A 17,691-nucleotide genomic window follows, 5' to 3' on the forward strand; every position below is an offset into this window, starting at 1 on the left:
TTATTCCTTTGGAAAAATCGCCCCTAAACTGACCGCACTTGTGGCGCCCGTCACACTCGGCAAATTAGCCGGCAAATTATACATACGACGATAGGCCAACCAAGCAAAGGCTGCCGCTTCCACATAATCGATATCAAGCTCTAATTCAGTCGTCAGTTGAATACGCCAAGTTGGCAACGCCTGTTTTAAACCATTCATGATCGCCTGATTTTTAGCGCCACCACCACAAACAAGTAATCGACATGGTAATGTCGTCTGGATATTATTAAGGGCTAAAACAATACTTTGCACGGTAAATTCTGCCAAAGTAGCTTGCACATCTTGTGGTAAAAGTGCGGTCGTTTTGCGTGCTATTTTTTGAATTTTATTCTCTAGCCAAACCAAATTAAATAATTCACGCCCTGTGCTTTTCGGTGGTGGAAGCTGAAAGAAATCCTCATCTAATAATACCGCTAACAAATCTGGATTCACTTGACCTGAAACCGCCCATTCACCATTTTTGTCGTAAGCTTTGCCTTGATATTTTTCGAACCATTGGTCGAGCAAGGTATTACCGGTTCCCGTATCAAAGCCAATGACAGGCTGTTCGGGTATCAATAACGATACATTACTAATACCGCCAATATTCAGCACCACGGTTGCCCAGTGAGGATCAAAAAATACTGCTTGATGAAAAGCGGGTACCAGAGGCGCCCCTTGTCCACCAAACGCCATATCTTTGCGTCGTAAATCACCAACGACCGTAATGCCTGTTTTAGCGGCCAATAAATTCATATCACCAATTTGCATGGTAAACGGAAATTGACCTTTTGGGGAATGCCACACCGTTTGCCCATGGCAACCAATAGCGTCGATCTGTTCTGGCTTTAACTGGTGTTTACGTAAAAAGGCATTTACGCAATCGGCATAAAGTAAACCAAATTGATGATCGAGTTCACCCAATGCTTGTAACGACGTTTCACCTGATTGAATAAGTGCGGTCACTTTTTCGCGTAAATTTGCCGGCATCGGCGTAAAATCTGCTGCAATTAATTTGGTTTGATTCGAATGGATGTCAGTAAGGGCAATATCCACCCATCAAGGCTGGTGCCGGACATAATGCCAAGATAATAAGTCATAGTGTTCAATTCGTGAGTTTTTCAGAATTATAGCGGATTTTAAAAAAATAAAAAAAGAGAGAACATTGCGGCTCTCTCTTTTCATCACTAATGATGCTTATAAGTCATCAATGACTAAATAGATTTTTGCTACAGGGCCATGTACACCAATCACTTTAATCAATTCAATATCCGCTGTTGAACTTGGACCTGAGATAATATTGATACAAGATGGCATACGCTCGCCTTGTTGTGCTTTATCGTGTAATACTTTCGCCACTTGTGCAACACGTGGTAGTACTTGGCTTTTACGTACAACAACAATTGATTTTTCAGGTAATAAACTCACTGAACGTCCACGATCTGCGCTAGAGAATAAGACGATTCCGCCAGTTTCCGCCAAACCATATTCTGCATAAACTACACCAAGATTAGCTTTTTCAGAGAAACTAATATTATCTTGTGCCCTTTCTGGTGACCATATATGGCAAGTATATTTCGCTTCAAGCGCTGCAGGAATACCAAGTGCAGTCAATCTTTCATCTGAATTAAGCACAACATCACCGCCACCATATTTTTCACAGAGAGCAAGTAAGGTTTGTACTGCATCAGACTCTTTACATACATTTACGTCCACCATCATGGTTTTAGCAGAATTGGTAAATTCATTCGCTAAATCAACCGCACTTAAATGGGTTAAACGCTCAGTTGGGTATGTATTGACTGGTGCATCCATCGGTTCAGGTACGATAGCACGGGCTTTACCCATTTTCGCCGCTAATTTATTAAGAAAATTTTCGCGATTTTGTAAATCCATGCTTATTACCCTCTCTCTCTATTATTAAACCATTGACGGAAACTTTCACCATCTGCTTGTGGTAAATCTCGTGCTTTTGTCCATTCACCCAATGCACCAAATGTAATTGGTGCTTTACCATTTTTGATCAGCTTACCCGCTAATTTCGCACCGATATTCACACCTGTTTTCCATAGCATTGGGTTGGCATTGGCTGTGGTGAAGCCAAAAATAGATAAACGTTCCATCGCAGGAGTTTTACCTAACTCTACCATTTTCTCACGGTGTTTTAAGATTAACTGCGCTAATGGAATACGCACCGGGCAGACCGAATTACACGCATTACATAAAGAACAAGCATACGGCAATTCTTTGAATTCATCATAGCCACCTAATAACGGAGAAATCACTGCACCAATTGGACCCGGGTAAATAGAACCATAACCATGACCACCGATTTGACGATATGCTGGACAGGTATTCAAACAGGCACCGCAACGGATACAACGTAAAACTTCTTGGAATTCAGAAGCTAAAATATCTGAACGACCATTATCCACGATAACCAAATGGAATTCTTCAGGACCGTCAGTTTCACCAGCAAGACGAGGCCCCGTTAACCAAGTGTTATAACCGGTTAATTTCGCCCCTACCGCACTACGAGCAAGCATCGTAATTAACACATCCACCTCTTGGAAAGTCGGCGCTAAACGCTCCATTCCCATCACTGCAATATGCGTTTTTGGTAAGGTCGTCGCTAAACGTAAATTACCTTCGTTTGTCACCAAACAAACTGAGCCGGTTTCCGCTACGGCAAAGTTACAACCGCTGATACCGATATCAGCTTCTAAAAAATCTTGACGAATTTTTTCACGTACGAAACGCGTCATATCTTCAGGCGTTTCTTCGCCTTCGTAGCCGAGTTTTTCAGACAAATCTTTGCGGATTTGGTGACGATCTTTGTGAATTGCTGGCACAACGATATGGGATGGTTTATCACCTGAAATTTGTAATAGATATTCACCCAAATCGGTTTCGATCACTTGCATACCCTCTTTTTCAAGCACTTCGTTTAAACCGATTTCTTCAGTCACCATGGATTTGGATTTTACGATTTTCTTCGCATTTTTCTCTAATGCTACTTTACGAATATAAGCACTCGCTTCTTCGGCAGTTTCAGCAAAATACACTTTACCGCCATTTTCAATCACTTTTTCGCTTAATTGATACAAATAAGCATCTAAATTAGCTAAAACATGGTTACGAATCTGTTTAGATAAATCACGCCATTCTTCCCAATGACCTAATTCGTCCACCATTTTTTGACGATTAGCCCCAATAGTTTCTTGGGCTTTCACTACCGCTTTACGCATGATAGTGTTATGTACTTCATGATCGACACGCGCTTTAAAAGGAAGATTACTGGTTTTCAATGACATCTTATTTCTCCCCTTGCATTAATACTTCCGCAATGTGCATCACTTTGATCTTGCTGCCTTCGCGTTGTAAACGACCACCAATGTTTAATAAACAACTTACATCTGCACCAATTAAATATTGTGGTTCAACCTCTTCAATATGCTCAACTTTTTCTTTTACCATTTCGCCAGAAATCTCTGCCATTTTCACAGAGAAAGTTCCACCGAAGCCACAGCAAGTTTGTTGATTATGAATAGGAAGAAGATCTAACCCTTTTACGCCTTTCAAGAGAGCGATTGGTTCATCAACAATGCCTAATTTACGAGTAAGACTACAAGAAGGATGATAAACCGCTTTACCCGGCAAATAGGCGCCAACATCTGTTACACCTAATTTATTGACGATGAAATCCGTTAAATCACAGAAACGTGCAACGACCTTTTTTGCTCGCTCAGCCCAATCTAAGTCACCAACTTTGGTGAAATACTCAGGATAGTTTTTGATAGCATAAACACAGGAACCTGCTGGAGCAACGATTGGATAATCGTTCACTTCAAAGGTTTCGACTAAGTTTTTCATGCCAGGGATGGCTTGTTTGGTGTAACCGCTGTTTAATGCTGGTTGCCCACAACAGCCTTGTTTTTCAAGGAAGATAACATTACAACCGAGTTTTTCCAGTAGTAATACGGTGTTTTTCGCCACACCGCTCTTTACTACGTCAGCAATACAGGTAACGTAGAAATTTACGTTCATAAATAATTACTCCAACAGTAATAGAAAATAAAAAGTAAAATATTCGATAAAAGTTAAGCAACCGCCGACAAAGTGCGGTTGCTTTTTGCCTCTATTTTAGAGCGCATAGAATAGCGGAATTAAGAAACTTGCGCAAAGGGCTGCAATGATACCGTAAACGATCATTGGTACAATCGTAGTCTTAATGATTGTTCCTTCTTTGTTTTGAATATTCAACACAGAAGAAACTGCTACGATATTATTAATACATACCATATTACCCATCGCACCACCGACTGATTGTAACGCCAGAATTAAAGTCACAGATAAACCTGTAGTTTCTGCTGTTGATAATTGCACACTACCGAATGTTAAGTTAGATACGGTATTTGACCCTGAGAAGAATGCGCCTACCGCACCTAAGAAGGAAGAGAAGATTGTCCAGTCACTACCGGTAACTTCTGCAAAGGTACGACCTATAATTTTCACCATAGAATGCTCACCACCCACTAACATCAAGTTTACCATTACTAAAGCCCCCATTAAGGCGATGAATGGATTTTTTACTTGGCTTAAGCTTGCACTAAAAATGCCTTTTGTTTTGCTGAAGTTCACGCCAAAAAGTGGTAATGAAATTAATACTGTAATTACAAATGGAATTAACGCAGGCACATAAAGTAGTTTATAGCTTTCACTCACTTCTGAACCGAAGATATTTTTCAAACTAAAAATTAAACCTTTGCTGACTTCAAATGTACCTAATGAACCTAACGCGGTAGAGAACCACACATCTTTGTTATTCATTAAGCCTTTTAAGCCTAATTCCGGAATACGTGTAACGATTAAGAATAAAATTAATAAACCAGTTGGTAGTAATGCTTTAGCAACTTGGCCTGTGCTAACAACATTATTATCTAACTTGTTTTCAACTTTCGCTAAACCAATACCTTTATTCGCTACAAATACAGAAATAAAGAGACCAATTGCACCACCGACTAATGATGGAAATTCATAGTTAAACTGTGCAATTAAGAAGTAAGGAATCACGCAAGAGAATACGCTAATATAAATGAAAACAATATTTTGACGGATTTCTTTCCAGGTCACCATGATACGTAATGCCATCAATGGAATCACTAATGCCGCAATGGAGTGGATAAACGCTGTTATCGAACCAATTTCAAGAATCGATTTTGAATCTAATTTTAATGGACCAAAACCGAACCAAGTTGGTGTACCTACCGCCCCAAAAGAAACCGGAACCGAATTCATCACTAACGCCAACATGGCGACTTTTAATGGATTAAAACCTAAGCCCATTAAAATTGGAGCTGCAATCGCTGCTGGTGTACCAAAACCACTTGCACCCTCAATCATAAAAGCAAATGCCCAACCGATAATCATTAATTGTGCAACTGGGTTTGGGTTAATATTGCCTAACCATTTACGCATCGTATCAGTTGCGCCAGATACTTCTGAAAATTTGTTAAAGAGAATTGCGCCAAAAATAACAGTAATTGGTGTTTGAACCGCTACGATTGCGGCGGTCACATTGGCACTGATCGTTACAATGTCAGTATTAAAATGAAGAAGGTGAACGCCAATCACCAAGGTTGCAATCCAAGGTAATGCAACATAAGAAGGTAACGCATTACGCTTTACCATTAAATAAATCAATAAAATGATTGGAAAAACACTAAGAATAAAAGACAAGCTCATAATCACTCCTCTGTACGACTAAAAAGTGGCGCGTATTCTATGAATTCTTAATGAAAAACCCACTCCCCTTTAGTGGTAGTTAATTGAAAATGTGACAAAGTTCTCACATTTTTTTAACATTTTTCACTTTTCTTTATAACATTATTTTAACTCTTAAAAAAAACCAATAAAAATGCATAATTTATGGTAAAAAATAAATTTTCATTACAAATATACATAATAGAAAAATCCTTGTGGAAATTGACTCCAGCAAGGATTTTTTAAGCTTAAAAAGAATTAAAAGAAGCTTTTCTAGCCATTGATGGAATAAGGTAACGGTTCAATTTTCAGAACAATTCCATCTTCAGGTAAACGGAAATACATCCCTTCTTCTAAATCGTTATTCATCACCACTTGTAGCCATAAAACGCCGTCAAAATTGACCGCACTTACGATAGTGCCGGTTTTACGCCAAGCTGTTTCTAATTGCATTTCAATTTCGCTGCCAAGTTTCGGTGTAACCGTGGTTTCCCCTGAAAGCACATACATCGCACGCTTATTGGCGCCACGGTATTTAGCTCGCGCAACAATTTCTTGCCCGATATAACAGCCTTTAGTAAAAGAAATCGCTTGTTCAATCGCTTGTAAATTTAATGCCTGCGGGATAAATTCATTTTGTGTTTCCGCACTCAAGCTTGGTAAGCCCGCTTGAATATCCGCACAAAGCCATTGTTTTTCATCGCCATTAAAGGTGACATCTAACGGTGTAGGATTGATCAAAATTGCACGATTTTCATCAATATCCAATTCAATCTGCGCATGAATCCGACCGCACTTTTCACCAATCAAGCCGACAACTTGCCAATCCAATACTTGGAAAGTGACTTTTGAAAACACTGCGTATTTTTTTAAATGATCGAGTGGAGCCAATAAAGCTTTCGGCATTAAAATCAAAAACTGTTCTGCTGAAAGCTTAATTAAGCGGAACAACAAATTCATTTTGCCTTTAGGATCGCAATGCGCTGTAAGCGTTGAAGCGCCAGGTGCTAAATGCACCACATCACAAGTTAATTGGCCTTGCAGATATTTCTCCGCATCCACGCCCGCCACTTCCACCAAATCATAGTGGTTTAATGAAATAAATGTTGCCATGATTTTTCCTATTCAAGGTTTTGAATTTGCTCACGCATTTGTTCAATTAATACTTTCAACTCCACAGCAGAAGCGGTGATATCGGCATTAATGGATTTTGATGCCAAAGTGTTCGATTCACGATTGAGCTCTTGCATCATAAAATCCAGTTTACGGCCCACTGCCCCGCCTTTTTTCAAAATATTATTGGTTTCTTTCACGTGCATTTGCAGACGATCTAATTCTTCCGCCACATCCACACGTTGTGCCAATAAAATCATTTCCTGTTCAACACGTTGTGGATCGAGTTGAATCTTCGCTTCTTCAAAACGTTGCAATAAACGCTCACGCTGCCATTGTAAAACCACCGGCATTTGTGACCGCACTTTTTCAGCTTCTACAGTAATACCATCAAGACGTTGTTGAATAATGGCTTGCAATTTTTCGCCTTCACGTCCACGCATTGCAATAAATTCCACCAACAATTCATCAAAAGCTGTCAACAAATCTTGACTGATGGCATCTAAATCTTGCTCAGTCGCTTCCACCACGCCGGGATAACGCAATACGTCCGCTAAATTGATTTCGCCCTCACCAGCCTGTGCCTTAATCCATTGTAAAGATTGGATAACTTGATTCGCTAATTCTTTATTTAAATTAAGCTCAGCCGCCGCTTGTTTTTTGCTATCAATACGCAATGAACATTCAATTTTACCGCGAGTGAGATTTTGACGAAGTTTCTCACGCAAAGCATTTTCCAAGCCACGGAATTGCTCTGGCAAGCGGAAAAAGTTTTCCAAATAACGTTGATTAACCGAACGAATTTCCCAAACTGCATCGCCCCAATTCTTCTTGATTTCAAGGCGTGCAAAGGCTGTCATACTATAAATCATAAGCGCTCTCCTACTATTGTCTCTTGTCTTAATTGATTTGCCAGCTATTTTATCGGGAAAGTGCGGTCATTTCTACCGTACATTTTGTAGAAGAATTTTGTTTTCCCTACTTTACACACTGTAAAGATTAAAATACAATTATCGTAAATTTATTATTACAACCTAAGGAAGATAAAATGAACAAGACCGTGGGAAGTACCTTACTTGTTGCAGGAACCATGATTGGTGCAGGGATGTTGGCAATGCCACTCACCTCTGCAGGGATTGGCTTGACTGCGACTGTTTTCTTATTACTTGGCTTGTGGGCGGTACTTACTTTCACCGCACTTTTATTCGTGGAACTGTATCAAACCGCTGACAGCGATGCGGGGATCGGCACACTTGCTGCACAATATTTTGGTAAAGCGGGGCGAATTATTTCCACTGCTGTTTTAATTGTCTTCTTATATGCCTTAATTGCTGCTTATGTGAGTGGTGGTGGTTCCTTATTAATGGATTTACTCCCAGCCATGGGCGATAAAGACACCATGAATAAAATCGCGGTGCTTGTATTCACCATTTTCTTCGGCAGTTTTATTGTCATCGGCACCCACAGCGTGGATAAAATCAATCGCGTATTATTCTTTGTGATGATTGCTGCTTTTATCTTAGTGCTCGCATTAATGCTACCAAACATCAAATTTGATAACTTAATGGCGATGCCAATTGATAACGCTTTAATTATTTCTGCAAGCCCTGTATTTTTCACGGCATTTGGTTTCCATGGTTCCATTCCAAGTTTAAATAAATACTTAGACGGTAATGTGAAATCCTTACGCATTGCGATTTTAGTGGGTTCTGGCATCACGTTATTTGCTTACTTTTTATGGCAGCTTTCTACGCACGGCTTACTCAGCCAAAATGAGTTTTTACAAATTTTACGTGAAGACGCCACGTTAAATGGCTTGGTGAAAGCAACCTTAGAAATCACCCAAAGCCCAATTATTGCGAATGCGGTAAAAATCTTCTCCACTTTAGCATTGGTCACTTCATTCTTAGGGGTGGCATTAGGTTTATTAGAATGTATCGAAGACTTACTCAAACAATCTTTTGATATTCATGCAGGGCGTATTTCATTAGGTTTAATGACCTTTATTCCCCCAGTGCTTTTCTCCCTTTTCTATCCGGAAGGTTTTATTCTCGCTCTGGGTTATGCTGGTCAAATGTTCGCGTTCTACGCAGTGGTTTTACCGGTAGCATTAGTTTGGAAAGCACGCTCAATTCATCCAAACTTGCCATATCGAGTATGGGGCGGTAACACATTGTTAGTACTTGTATTGGTACTCGGTGTGATTATTACTTCAATTCCTTTTGCCATCCGAGCGGGTTATTTACCTTTTGTTGTCGGTTAAAATGAGCGAAAAAAAGACCGCACTTTTAAGGTGCGGTCTCTTTTATTTGTTTTCATATACATGTGCCACTAACTGACCATTCAAGTATTCGCCAATATACACTTGCTCAATCGTTATGTTCTGTTTTTCTAACTCAGCTTTAACCCATTCTTCATCACGATCAATAATGTCTAAAACATCATCATCTAATTGTCCATCAACAATTAATGGATAACGTAAGTTATCATCGCCGTATTGAATAATCGAGAGTTGCCCATTTTGTTCGAATACCGCACGTTTAACCGTTTTGATTTCATAAATACCGGCAGCACGTAACTTAAACATGAGGTCATTAGCAGTAATACTGTGTTTCATACATTCAGCGGTTTTAACCTTACCGTTTGAAATCACCCAAACAGGTTTACCATCAATCAAAGATTTAACTAATTTGTTATGATTTTTGATAAAACGGAGGGTAAAAACCAATAATGTCCAAAGCACGAGCACGAGAGAGAACTGGAATACCCCAATACTATCGCTATAAATCACACCACCAATAATGCCACCTAGCACATAGTTTTGTACCTGATCCATCGCGGAAGTCGGTGCAAGGTTACCTTTTCCCATTAAGTTAATTTGGAGTACCAGTCCAATAATACCCATGGCCAATTTCAAGCCTAATAATGTGTAGCCATCCATTATTTATCCTCCTTATCAATCACAGTAACATTAGGGTTTACTAAGTTAATTGGGGATAAGGTATACGCTGAAAAATCATTATTAAAATGGACTTCGAAATACTGATCCCGAATATTTAAAATCATGCCGTTCATTAATGTACGGCTATTGGTACTAATATCTTCTTTCTGTAAATTTTGACTATCTTTCACCGAATTTAAAAATGTCACCACGCTAGAGATATCAGCTGCATAGACTTCATTTCGCTCATATTGCTTATATTGCACACCGAGCAAGAAAATAATTAATAAAAGAAAGATAATACTGAGATCGCGATATTTGGTTTGTAACCGATGACGTAAATATAAGCTTGTCACCACAAGCAATGCACCTAACGAGACAAAAATGGTGATATATTTAAAATAACCTTCAAAAGACATCGCATTTTCTAAAAAAGCAAAAGAGAAAAAAGTCATTTGTCATTCCTAATTTTAAAGAGAAAAACAGGTTACTACTGTAGCACAACGAAAACTGACTAGCTATTTTTGTCACAGAAATTAAATTCGTTTTTCCGAAAAATCCCTTTTATAATGACCGCACTTTTGAAATAAAAAAGAGAAAAATATGAAAGCAATTCAGCCCGAAGATCAGGGATATTGGCTGCTCACCAAAGGATCGACGCTTTATTGGCAGGAAAATAATCTACCTTTTGGAACAGCAAAGGAACTCGGCCTCACAACACAAAAAGCAATGTTGCTCGGGAAATGGAAATCACAACCTTTATGGCTTGTGGCAGAAAATGATCAAGATGAACGAGAATACCTTTCCTTACGGAGTTTGTTGTCATTACCGACTGAAGATTTTCATTTATTAAGCCGAGGCGTGGAAATCAATCATTTTTTGAAAACCCACCAATTCTGCGGAAAGTGCGGTCAAAAAGCGGAACAAACTCACGATGAGCTTGCGGTTCAATGCACAAGTTGTGGCTATCGTACTTACCCCGTTATTTGCCCTTCGATTATTGTCGCCGTTCGTCGTGGCACAGAGATTTTATTAGCCAACCATAAACGCCATTACACGCCAGGCAAAGCTGGCATTTACACCACGCTAGCCGGTTTTGTGGAAGTGGGTGAAACCTTCGAAGATGCCGTTCGTCGTGAAGTGTTTGAAGAAACTGGTATTCGCGTGAAGAATATTCGCTATTTCGGGAGCCAACCTTGGGCATTCCCGAATTCACAAATGGTGGGTTTTTTAGCTGATTACGACAGCGGAGAAATTCAACTGCAAGAAACAGAACTGCATGATGCACAATGGTTTTCTAGTACTGCCCCCTTGCCAGAATTACCGCCAACAGGTACTATCGCACTCAAATTAATTAATGCGACGCTTGAGCTTTGTAAAGCGGAACAAAATAAATAAAGGAAAGTCCATGTCTGAATTAAAAAATGATCGTTATTTAAAAGCCTTATTACGTGAACCTGTGGATATGACCCCCGTATGGATGATGCGCCAAGCGGGACGCTATTTGCCTGAATATAAAGCAACACGTGCAGAAGCGGGCGATTTTATGTCTCTTTGCCGCAATGCGGATTTAGCTTGTGAAGTTACCTTACAGCCACTTCGTCGCTATGCTTTAGATGCAGCTATTTTGTTCTCTGATATTCTGACTATTCCTGATGCGATGGGATTAGGCTTAAGTTTTGGTGCAGGTGAAGGCCCGAAATTTGCCCATCCAATTGAAAACAAAAGTGCGGTCGAAAATTTACCGATTCCTGACCCTGAAGGCGAACTTCAATATGTGATGAATGCTGTGCGTACAATTCGTCTCGAACTAAAAGGCGAAGTGCCACTGATTGGTTTCTCTGGTAGCCCGTGGACACTGGCAACTTATATGGTTGAAGGTGGTAGCAGCAAAACCTTCAATAAAATCAAAAAAATGATGTATGCCGAACCGCAAACCTTACATCTTTTATTAGATAAAGTGGCGGATTCCGTGATTTTATACCTAAATGCACAAATCAAAGCAGGTGCACAAGCGGTCATGGTGTTTGATACCTGGGGCGGTGTATTAGGTCATCGTGAATATTTAGACTTCTCTCTGCAATATATGCATAAAATCGTTGATGGTTTAATTCGTGAACACGATGGCCGTAAAGTACCGGTAACCTTATTTACTAAAGGTGGCGGCTTATGGTTAGAAGCCATGGCTAATACAGGCTGTGATGCACTCGGATTAGACTGGACAGTTAATTTGGCTGATGCGAAAGCGCGTGTGGGCCATAAAGTGGCACTACAAGGCAATATGGATCCAAGCGTGTTATATGCACCAGCAGAGCGTATTGAGCAAGAAGTGCGGTCAATTTTAGCTGATTTTGGTCAAGGCAGCGGACATGTATTTAACTTAGGCCATGGAATCCACCAAGATGTGCCTGAAAGTGCACCAAAAATCTTCGTAGATGCCATTCATGAATTCTCAAAAGCCTATCATAAATAAGCGAGAAAAAAATGCGAAATCCAATTCACAAGCGCCTGGAAAATGTTGAAAGTTGGCAACATCTAACCTTTATGGCTTGCTTATGCGAACGCATGGCACCAAACTTTGCCCTATTTTGTCAGATGACCGAACAGGAGCAAGCAGAAAAGACCTATCACAACATTTTAAACTTAGTGTGGGAATTTCTGACGGTTAAAGGGGCGAAAATCAATTTCGAGAACCAATTAGAGAAGCTCGAAGAGATTATTCCTGATGTGAATGATTATGACTTCTTTGGTGTGGTACCCGCTCTCGATGCTTGTGAAGCATTAGGTGAATTATTGCATGCTATTATCGCAGGCGAAACATTAGAAAAATCGATTCAAATCAGCCAAATTTCGTTAGGTACGGTTTGTTCTTTGTTAGAAACACAAGAAAATCGAGATCTTTCTGAGAGCGAACTAAAAAGCTGTGAAGAAATTGAGGAGGAACTTGACCTTCAATGGCAAATCTATCGCTTACTCAAAGACTGTGAAAAACGCGACGTAGACCTGATTTTATCCCTCCGAAATGAGATCAAACAGGAGGGAATCTCCAATATTGGTATAAAAATTGAGCAATAACGTGAGATTTGTCACAATTTTTACAAATCGAGCTTTTATTTCCTGCTCAGTTAGATTAGACTTGCCAAGCCGTAGCAGTTAAAAGCTACGCTTATTTAAATAGAGTCAAATTTTAATTTAACAGAAGGTACAAATTTATGAACAAAACAGATTTAATCGATGCAATTGCAAGTGCAGCTGAATTAAACAAAAAACAAGCTAAAGCTGCATTAGAAGCTACTCTAGCGGCGATTACTGGTAGCCTTAAAAAAGGTGAACCTGTTCAATTAATCGGTTTCGGTACATTCAAAGTAAACAAACGTGCAGCACGTACTGGCCGTAACCCACAAACTGGTGCAGAAATCAAAATCGCAGCATCTAAAGTTCCAGCTTTCGTATCTGGTAAAGCATTAAAAGACGCAATCAAATAATTAGTCTTAAAACAGATTTTAATTAAACCCTGCTTTGTCAGGGTTTTTTGTTGCCTAAATTTTAGCTTTACATTCATCATTTTGCCGATATAATTCCGAACCGAAATTTATTACGGAATATAAATAATGAAACGAAACATTCAACACCGAAATACCCAACAACGCAGACATGCCATTATGCAGCTACTGCAAGAACAAGGTGAAGTCAGTGTAGAACAGCTAGTACAATTATTTGACACTTCTGAAGTGACGATTCGAAAAGATCTCACTGCATTAGAAAGTAATGGTTTCCTTCTTCGTAAATACGGTGGTGCCATTTTAATGCCACAAGAAATCATCGAAGAAGAACAAGATGATGAACTTTCGCAACGAAAGTTAGTCTTAGCAAAGGCAGCTGCAGAACGTATTCGTGATCACAATCGCATTATTGTAGATAGTGGCAGCACGACCGCAGCATTGATTAAGCAGCTTAATCGTAAACAAGGCTTAGTTGTGATGACAAATTCGCTTTCTGTGACCACGGCATTACGTTCACTCGAAAATGAACCGACACTCTTAATGACGGGAGGTACTTGGGACACGCGTTCTGAATCCTTCCAAGGCAATATTGCCGAGCAAGTGCTACGTTCTTATGATTTTGACCAATTATTTATTGGTGCCGATGGCATTGATTTAGAACGTGGTACAACAACATTTAATGAGTTAGTTCGCTTAAGCCAAGTGATGGCTGAAGTGTCTCGTGAAGTGATTGTGATGGTGGAATCACAAAAAATTGGCAGAAAAATGCCAAATGTGGAATTAACCTGGCAGCAAATTGATGTGCTGATTACCGATAACAAATTATCTCAGGCCGACAAAGAAGCCATAATGGCGCAAGGCGTAGAAGTAATTTGTGTAGATGTGGCATAAAGTGCGGTCAGAAAAACAAGACTTTTAATTTTAGTAAATAAGGAAAAACTATGTGTGGTATTGTTGGTGCGGTAGCACAACGTGATGTAGCAGAAATTTTAATTAATGGTTTACACCGCTTAGAATATCGTGGTTATGACTCTGCGGGTGTTGCTGTCGTGGCTCCAAACCATGAATTACACCGCGTACGCTGCTTGGGTAAAGTAAAAGCCCTTGATGAAGCGGTAGCAGTAAAACCATTAATCGGTGGTACAGGGATTGCACACACGCGTTGGGCAACCCATGGTGAACCATCTGAAGCCAATGCTCACCCGCATACTTCGGGTAACTTTGCTGTCGTACATAACGGCATCATCGAAAATCACGAAGAATTACGTGAATTGCTTAAATCTCGTGGTTATGTGTTCAATTCTCAAACCGATACAGAAGTGATCGCTCACCTTGTTGAATGGGAAATGCGCACAGCCGCTACTCTACTTGAAGCCGTACAAAAAACTGTAAAACAACTTACTGGTGCATACGGTATGGTGGTATTAGATCGCGAACATCCAGAACATTTAGTTGCAGCGCGTTCAGGTAGCCCATTAGTAATTGGTTTAGGGATTGGTGAAAATTTCCTGGCATCTGACCAACTTGCGTTATTAAGCGTGACTCGTCGTTTCATCTATTTAGAAGAAGGCGACATTGCCGAAATTACACGTCGCACTGTAGATATTTACGATGCAAATGGTCAAAAAGTAGAACGTGAAGTACACGAATCTAACCTTGAAAATGATGCAGCAGAAAAAGGCAAATTCCGCCATTTCATGCAAAAAGAAATCTATGAGCAACCAAATGCATTAATCAACACCATGGAAGGTCGTATCCTTCACAATAACGTGATTGTGGATGCTATTGGTAATGGCGCAGCTGAAATTTTAGAAAAAGTTGAACACATTCAAATTGTGGCTTGTGGTACCTCTTATAATGCAGGGATGACTGCTCGTTACTGGTTTGAAGCACTTGCTGGCGTGAGCTGTGATGTCGAAATCGCGTCTGAATTCCGCTATCGCAAATTTGTCACTCGCCCAAATAGCTTGTTAGTGACTATCTCTCAATCAGGTGAAACAGCGGATACTCTTGCAGCACTTCGTCTTGCAAAAGAAAAAGGTTACATGGCTGCCTTAACAATCTGTAACGTATCAAGTTCATCTTTAGTACGTGAATCGGATCTTGCATTCATGATTCGTGCAGGCGTTGAAGTCGGTGTGGCATCAACCAAAGCATTTACCACTCAGTTAGCAGCATTATTAATGTTAGTGACTGCAATCGGTAAAGTAAAAGGCAATATCTCAAACGAAAAAGAAGTGGAAATTGTAAAAGCGTTACAATCACTTCCGGCTGAAATTGAAAAAGCCCTTGCCTTTGATAAAGACATCGAAACATTAGCAGAAGACTTCGCTGAGAAAAACCATGCGCTTTTCTTAGGTCGTGGTGAGTTCTACCCTATCGCAATGGAAGCTTCATTGAAGTTAAAAGAAATTTCTTATATCCATGCTGAAGCTTATGCAGCAGGTGAATTAAAACACGGTCCACTTGCCTTGATTGATGCGGACATGCCGGTTATCGTAGTTGCACCAAACAATGAATTACTTGAAAAAGTAAAATCAAACATTGAAGAAGTGCGCGCGCGTGGCGGCCAACTTTATGTTTTCGCGGATAAAGAAGCGGGCTTCACACCAAGTGAAGGCATGAAAATCATCACCATGCCAAAAGTAAATGAAATTGTTGCACCAATTTTCTATACCGTTCCAATGCAATTATTGTCATACCATGTAGCATTAATTAAAGGAACCGACGTGGATCAACCTCGTAACTTAGCAAAATCGGTAACAGTAGAATAAAGTGCGGTTGAAAATCAGCACATTTTAATACAAAAAAGCACAGGTTTAATCCTGTGCTTTTTGTTTAAATAAACCGATAACCGTTTTCTGTCACTTCCAAAATTGAGGCATAATCCTTTCGCCAATCGCCTAACACAATTCGCGTGTATGTTTCTTCCTGATGAATGGCTTCTCGATGCGTATGACCGTGAATTAACCGCTCAACGCCAAATTCTTTCACTGTTTGTGCCGTAAACGCTAAATTCACATCCATAATATCCAGTGACTTATATTGCTTATCTTGTTTACTCTTCGCGCGAATTTTCTCTGCAATTTTTAACCGCACTTTTAGTGGCAAACATAAAAACAGCCTTTGTCGCCAATTTTGATGCACTTTTCGGCGAAATTGCTGATATTTCACATCATCAACACATAAGGTATCACCGTGGCAAATTAAGGTTTTCACACCATAGAGATCAACACAATGATAGTCCAGCAATAACATTAAACCACAATCTTGTGCAAATTTTTTCCCGATGAGAAAATCTCGATTGCCATGAATGAAATAACAAGCAATGCCCTTTTCTGTCAGGTTTTTAATCAACTGTTTTACTTGTGAAATTAAAGGTGAAATTTCATCATCACCAATCCAAAAATCAAAAAGATCCCCCAGAATATAAACCGCTTGCGCTTCTTGCGCCTTGGTTTTCATAAAATCGTTAAAAAGTGCGGTTAATTCTGGATGCGTTTCGCTCAAATGAAGATCTGCAATAAAATAAATGGGTTTCATAACTATTCCGTCATTTTTTTCATTAGATTAGCACACATTTTTGTGTAATTTGCTATACTTTCCAAAAATTTTAATTAGGTATTTTCTATGTTAAAAATCGCCAGAATTCTCATCGTTGCACTTTGTTGTATTTTAATTTGTGTGCTCGGTACGATCTATTCCTTTATTCGTTTCAAAAATCCAAGCAATGTGGGCGTTATGGCTCGCTGGTTTGGTCGCTTATACCCTTTATTTGGCTTAGAAGTAGAACACCGTTTTCCACAAAATAAAGAGAATATGCCTCGTTGTATTTATATCGGTAACCACCAAAATAATTTCGATATGGTCACCATCTCTTACATGGTATTACCTCGCACGGTGAGTGTAGGTAAAAAAAGCCTGATTTGGATTCCTTTTTTCGGCATTTTGTATTGGGTGACGGGCAATATTTTCTTAGATCGTGAAAATCGCTCTAAAGCACACAGCACGATGACAGAACTTGCTCGTCGTATCAATAAAGATAACCTGTCAATTTGGATGTTCCCTGAAGGCACTCGTAGCCGTGGTCGCGGCTTATTGCCATTCAAAACAGGGGCATTCCATGCAGCAATTGCAGCTGGCGTACCAATCGTGCCTGTTGTGTGTTCGACGACTCATAACAAAATTGATTTAAATCGTTGGGATAACGGTAAAGTGATTTGTGAAATGATGGAGCCGATTGATGTGTCATCCTACACCAAAGACAATGTTCGCGAACTTGCTACTTACTGCCACGATTTGATGGAAAAACGCATCGCTGAACTTGATGCTGAAATTGCACAAGGAAAATAA

General features: G+C 39.8%; 17 protein-coding genes and 1 pseudogene. 8 read left to right on the forward strand and 10 right to left on the reverse strand.

Annotated elements, in window-relative coordinates; genetic code table 11:
- The 7 genes and pseudogenes from DX522_RS03990 to DX522_RS04020 form a co-directional block, all read right to left on the reverse strand.
- Window positions 1-1,118 (reverse strand): annotated as a pseudogene (locus DX522_RS03990) (anhydro-N-acetylmuramic acid kinase).
- Window positions 1,119-1,215: 97 nt separating this feature from the next.
- Complete coding sequence (locus DX522_RS03995) at window positions 1,216-1,914, reverse strand: lactate utilization protein C (RefSeq protein WP_115179905.1); 699 nt, start codon at window positions 1,912-1,914, stop codon at window positions 1,216-1,218.
- A gap of 5 nt (window positions 1,915-1,919) precedes the next feature.
- Window positions 1,920-3,332 carry a LutB/LldF family L-lactate oxidation iron-sulfur protein gene (locus DX522_RS04000; protein WP_075875173.1) on the reverse strand — a complete coding sequence of 471 codons (1,413 nt, stop codon included), beginning with the start codon at window positions 3,330-3,332 and terminating at the stop codon, window positions 1,920-1,922.
- A gap of 1 nt (window position 3,333) precedes the next feature.
- On the reverse strand, window positions 3,334-4,065 hold the full coding sequence (locus DX522_RS04005) for a (Fe-S)-binding protein (protein WP_115179906.1): 732 nt from the start codon (window positions 4,063-4,065) through the stop codon (window positions 3,334-3,336).
- Between the two features lie 96 nt (window positions 4,066-4,161).
- On the reverse strand, window positions 4,162-5,763 hold the full coding sequence (locus tag DX522_RS04010) for a lactate permease LctP family transporter (RefSeq protein WP_115179907.1): 1,602 nt from the start codon (window positions 5,761-5,763) through the stop codon (window positions 4,162-4,164).
- Between the two features lie 291 nt (window positions 5,764-6,054).
- Window positions 6,055-6,894, reverse strand: coding sequence for a folate-binding protein YgfZ (locus DX522_RS04015; protein WP_115179908.1), 840 nt, complete (start codon window positions 6,892-6,894; stop codon window positions 6,055-6,057).
- 8 nt (window positions 6,895-6,902) lie between these two features.
- Window positions 6,903-7,766: a YicC/YloC family endoribonuclease gene (locus DX522_RS04020; protein WP_115179909.1), complete on the reverse strand. Its 864-nt coding sequence runs from the start codon at window positions 7,764-7,766 to the stop codon at window positions 6,903-6,905.
- A 176-nt stretch (window positions 7,767-7,942) separates the two neighbouring features.
- Between DX522_RS04020 and DX522_RS04025 the strand changes: the two genes are divergently transcribed.
- Window positions 7,943-9,157 carry an aromatic amino acid transport family protein gene (locus DX522_RS04025; protein WP_115179910.1) on the forward strand — a complete coding sequence of 405 codons (1,215 nt, stop codon included), beginning with the start codon at window positions 7,943-7,945 and terminating at the stop codon, window positions 9,155-9,157.
- Between the two features lie 42 nt (window positions 9,158-9,199).
- On the opposite strand, the gene DX522_RS04030 is transcribed toward DX522_RS04025, so the two are convergent.
- Both DX522_RS04030 and DX522_RS04035 read right to left on the reverse strand, forming a co-directional pair.
- Window positions 9,200-9,835, reverse strand: a complete 636-nt coding sequence (locus tag DX522_RS04030) for a DUF421 domain-containing protein (protein WP_049365275.1) — start codon at window positions 9,833-9,835, stop codon at window positions 9,200-9,202.
- Window positions 9,835-10,290: a DUF3290 family protein gene (locus tag DX522_RS04035; RefSeq protein WP_065244655.1), complete on the reverse strand. Its 456-nt coding sequence runs from the start codon at window positions 10,288-10,290 to the stop codon at window positions 9,835-9,837. Before DX522_RS04035 ends, DX522_RS04030 begins: the two co-directional genes overlap by 1 nt.
- A gap of 148 nt (window positions 10,291-10,438) precedes the next feature.
- On the opposite strand from DX522_RS04035, the gene nudC reads away from it, so the two are divergent.
- The 6 genes from nudC to glmS all read left to right on the forward strand — a co-directional run bounded on the left by nudC (window position 10,439) and on the right by glmS (window position 16,112).
- The gene (gene nudC / locus DX522_RS04040) at window positions 10,439-11,233 is read left to right on the forward strand and encodes an NAD(+) diphosphatase (protein WP_049356113.1); all 795 of its coding nucleotides are present in this window, start codon (window positions 10,439-10,441) and stop codon (window positions 11,231-11,233) included.
- A 10-nt stretch (window positions 11,234-11,243) separates the two neighbouring features.
- A complete protein-coding gene (gene hemE, locus DX522_RS04045) occupies window positions 11,244-12,308 on the forward strand; it encodes a uroporphyrinogen decarboxylase (protein WP_115179911.1) in 1,065 nt (354 codons plus the stop codon).
- A gap of 11 nt (window positions 12,309-12,319) precedes the next feature.
- Window positions 12,320-12,910 carry a YjaG family protein gene (locus DX522_RS04050; protein WP_115179912.1) on the forward strand — a complete coding sequence of 197 codons (591 nt, stop codon included), beginning with the start codon at window positions 12,320-12,322 and terminating at the stop codon, window positions 12,908-12,910.
- A 137-nt stretch (window positions 12,911-13,047) separates the two neighbouring features.
- Window positions 13,048-13,320, forward strand: coding sequence for an HU family DNA-binding protein (locus DX522_RS04055; RefSeq protein ID WP_005696943.1), 273 nt, complete (start codon window positions 13,048-13,050; stop codon window positions 13,318-13,320).
- Window positions 13,321-13,446: 126 nt separating this feature from the next.
- Window positions 13,447-14,229 carry a DeoR/GlpR family DNA-binding transcription regulator gene (locus DX522_RS04060; protein WP_115179913.1) on the forward strand — a complete coding sequence of 261 codons (783 nt, stop codon included), beginning with the start codon at window positions 13,447-13,449 and terminating at the stop codon, window positions 14,227-14,229.
- 50 nt (window positions 14,230-14,279) lie between these two features.
- Window positions 14,280-16,112: a glutamine--fructose-6-phosphate transaminase (isomerizing) gene (gene glmS, locus DX522_RS04065; RefSeq protein ID WP_115179914.1), complete on the forward strand. Its 1,833-nt coding sequence runs from the start codon at window positions 14,280-14,282 to the stop codon at window positions 16,110-16,112.
- Window positions 16,113-16,176: 64 nt separating this feature from the next.
- Here glmS and lpxH read toward each other — a convergent pair whose 3' ends face one another.
- Window positions 16,177-16,881: a UDP-2,3-diacylglucosamine diphosphatase gene (gene lpxH, locus DX522_RS04070; RefSeq protein ID WP_115179915.1), complete on the reverse strand. Its 705-nt coding sequence runs from the start codon at window positions 16,879-16,881 to the stop codon at window positions 16,177-16,179.
- An 87-nt stretch (window positions 16,882-16,968) separates the two neighbouring features.
- Here lpxH and DX522_RS04075 point away from each other — a divergent pair, with 87 nt between their 5' ends.
- On the forward strand, window positions 16,969-17,691 hold the full coding sequence (locus DX522_RS04075) for a 1-acylglycerol-3-phosphate O-acyltransferase (RefSeq protein WP_115179916.1): 723 nt from the start codon (window positions 16,969-16,971) through the stop codon (window positions 17,689-17,691).

This window comes from Haemophilus parainfluenzae, assembly GCF_900450995.1.
Lineage (GTDB): Bacteria > Pseudomonadota > Gammaproteobacteria > Enterobacterales > Pasteurellaceae > Haemophilus_D > Haemophilus_D parainfluenzae_O.

Coding starts and splice junctions, on each gene's coding strand:
- DX522_RS03995 (WP_115179905.1), bottom strand. CDS start 1,914: ATGGATTTACAAAATCGCGAAAATTTTCTTAATAAATTAGCGGCGAAA.
- DX522_RS04000 (WP_075875173.1), bottom strand. CDS start 3,332: ATGTCATTGAAAACCAGTAATCTTCCTTTTAAAGCGCGTGTCGATCAT.
- DX522_RS04005 (WP_115179906.1), bottom strand. CDS start 4,065: ATGAACGTAAATTTCTACGTTACCTGTATTGCTGACGTAGTAAAGAGC.
- DX522_RS04010 (WP_115179907.1), bottom strand. CDS start 5,763: ATGAGCTTGTCTTTTATTCTTAGTGTTTTTCCAATCATTTTATTGATT.
- DX522_RS04015 (WP_115179908.1), bottom strand. CDS start 6,894: ATGGCAACATTTATTTCATTAAACCACTATGATTTGGTGGAAGTGGCG.
- DX522_RS04020 (WP_115179909.1), bottom strand. CDS start 7,766: ATGATTTATAGTATGACAGCCTTTGCACGCCTTGAAATCAAGAAGAAT.
- DX522_RS04025 (WP_115179910.1), top strand. CDS start 7,943: ATGAACAAGACCGTGGGAAGTACCTTACTTGTTGCAGGAACCATGATT.
- DX522_RS04030 (WP_049365275.1), bottom strand. CDS start 9,835: ATGGATGGCTACACATTATTAGGCTTGAAATTGGCCATGGGTATTATT.
- DX522_RS04035 (WP_065244655.1), bottom strand. CDS start 10,290: ATGACTTTTTTCTCTTTTGCTTTTTTAGAAAATGCGATGTCTTTTGAA.
- nudC (WP_049356113.1), top strand. CDS start 10,439: ATGAAAGCAATTCAGCCCGAAGATCAGGGATATTGGCTGCTCACCAAA.
- hemE (WP_115179911.1), top strand. CDS start 11,244: ATGTCTGAATTAAAAAATGATCGTTATTTAAAAGCCTTATTACGTGAA.
- DX522_RS04050 (WP_115179912.1), top strand. CDS start 12,320: ATGCGAAATCCAATTCACAAGCGCCTGGAAAATGTTGAAAGTTGGCAA.
- DX522_RS04055 (WP_005696943.1), top strand. CDS start 13,048: ATGAACAAAACAGATTTAATCGATGCAATTGCAAGTGCAGCTGAATTA.
- DX522_RS04060 (WP_115179913.1), top strand. CDS start 13,447: ATGAAACGAAACATTCAACACCGAAATACCCAACAACGCAGACATGCC.
- glmS (WP_115179914.1), top strand. CDS start 14,280: ATGTGTGGTATTGTTGGTGCGGTAGCACAACGTGATGTAGCAGAAATT.
- lpxH (WP_115179915.1), bottom strand. CDS start 16,881: ATGAAACCCATTTATTTTATTGCAGATCTTCATTTGAGCGAAACGCAT.
- DX522_RS04075 (WP_115179916.1), top strand. CDS start 16,969: ATGTTAAAAATCGCCAGAATTCTCATCGTTGCACTTTGTTGTATTTTA.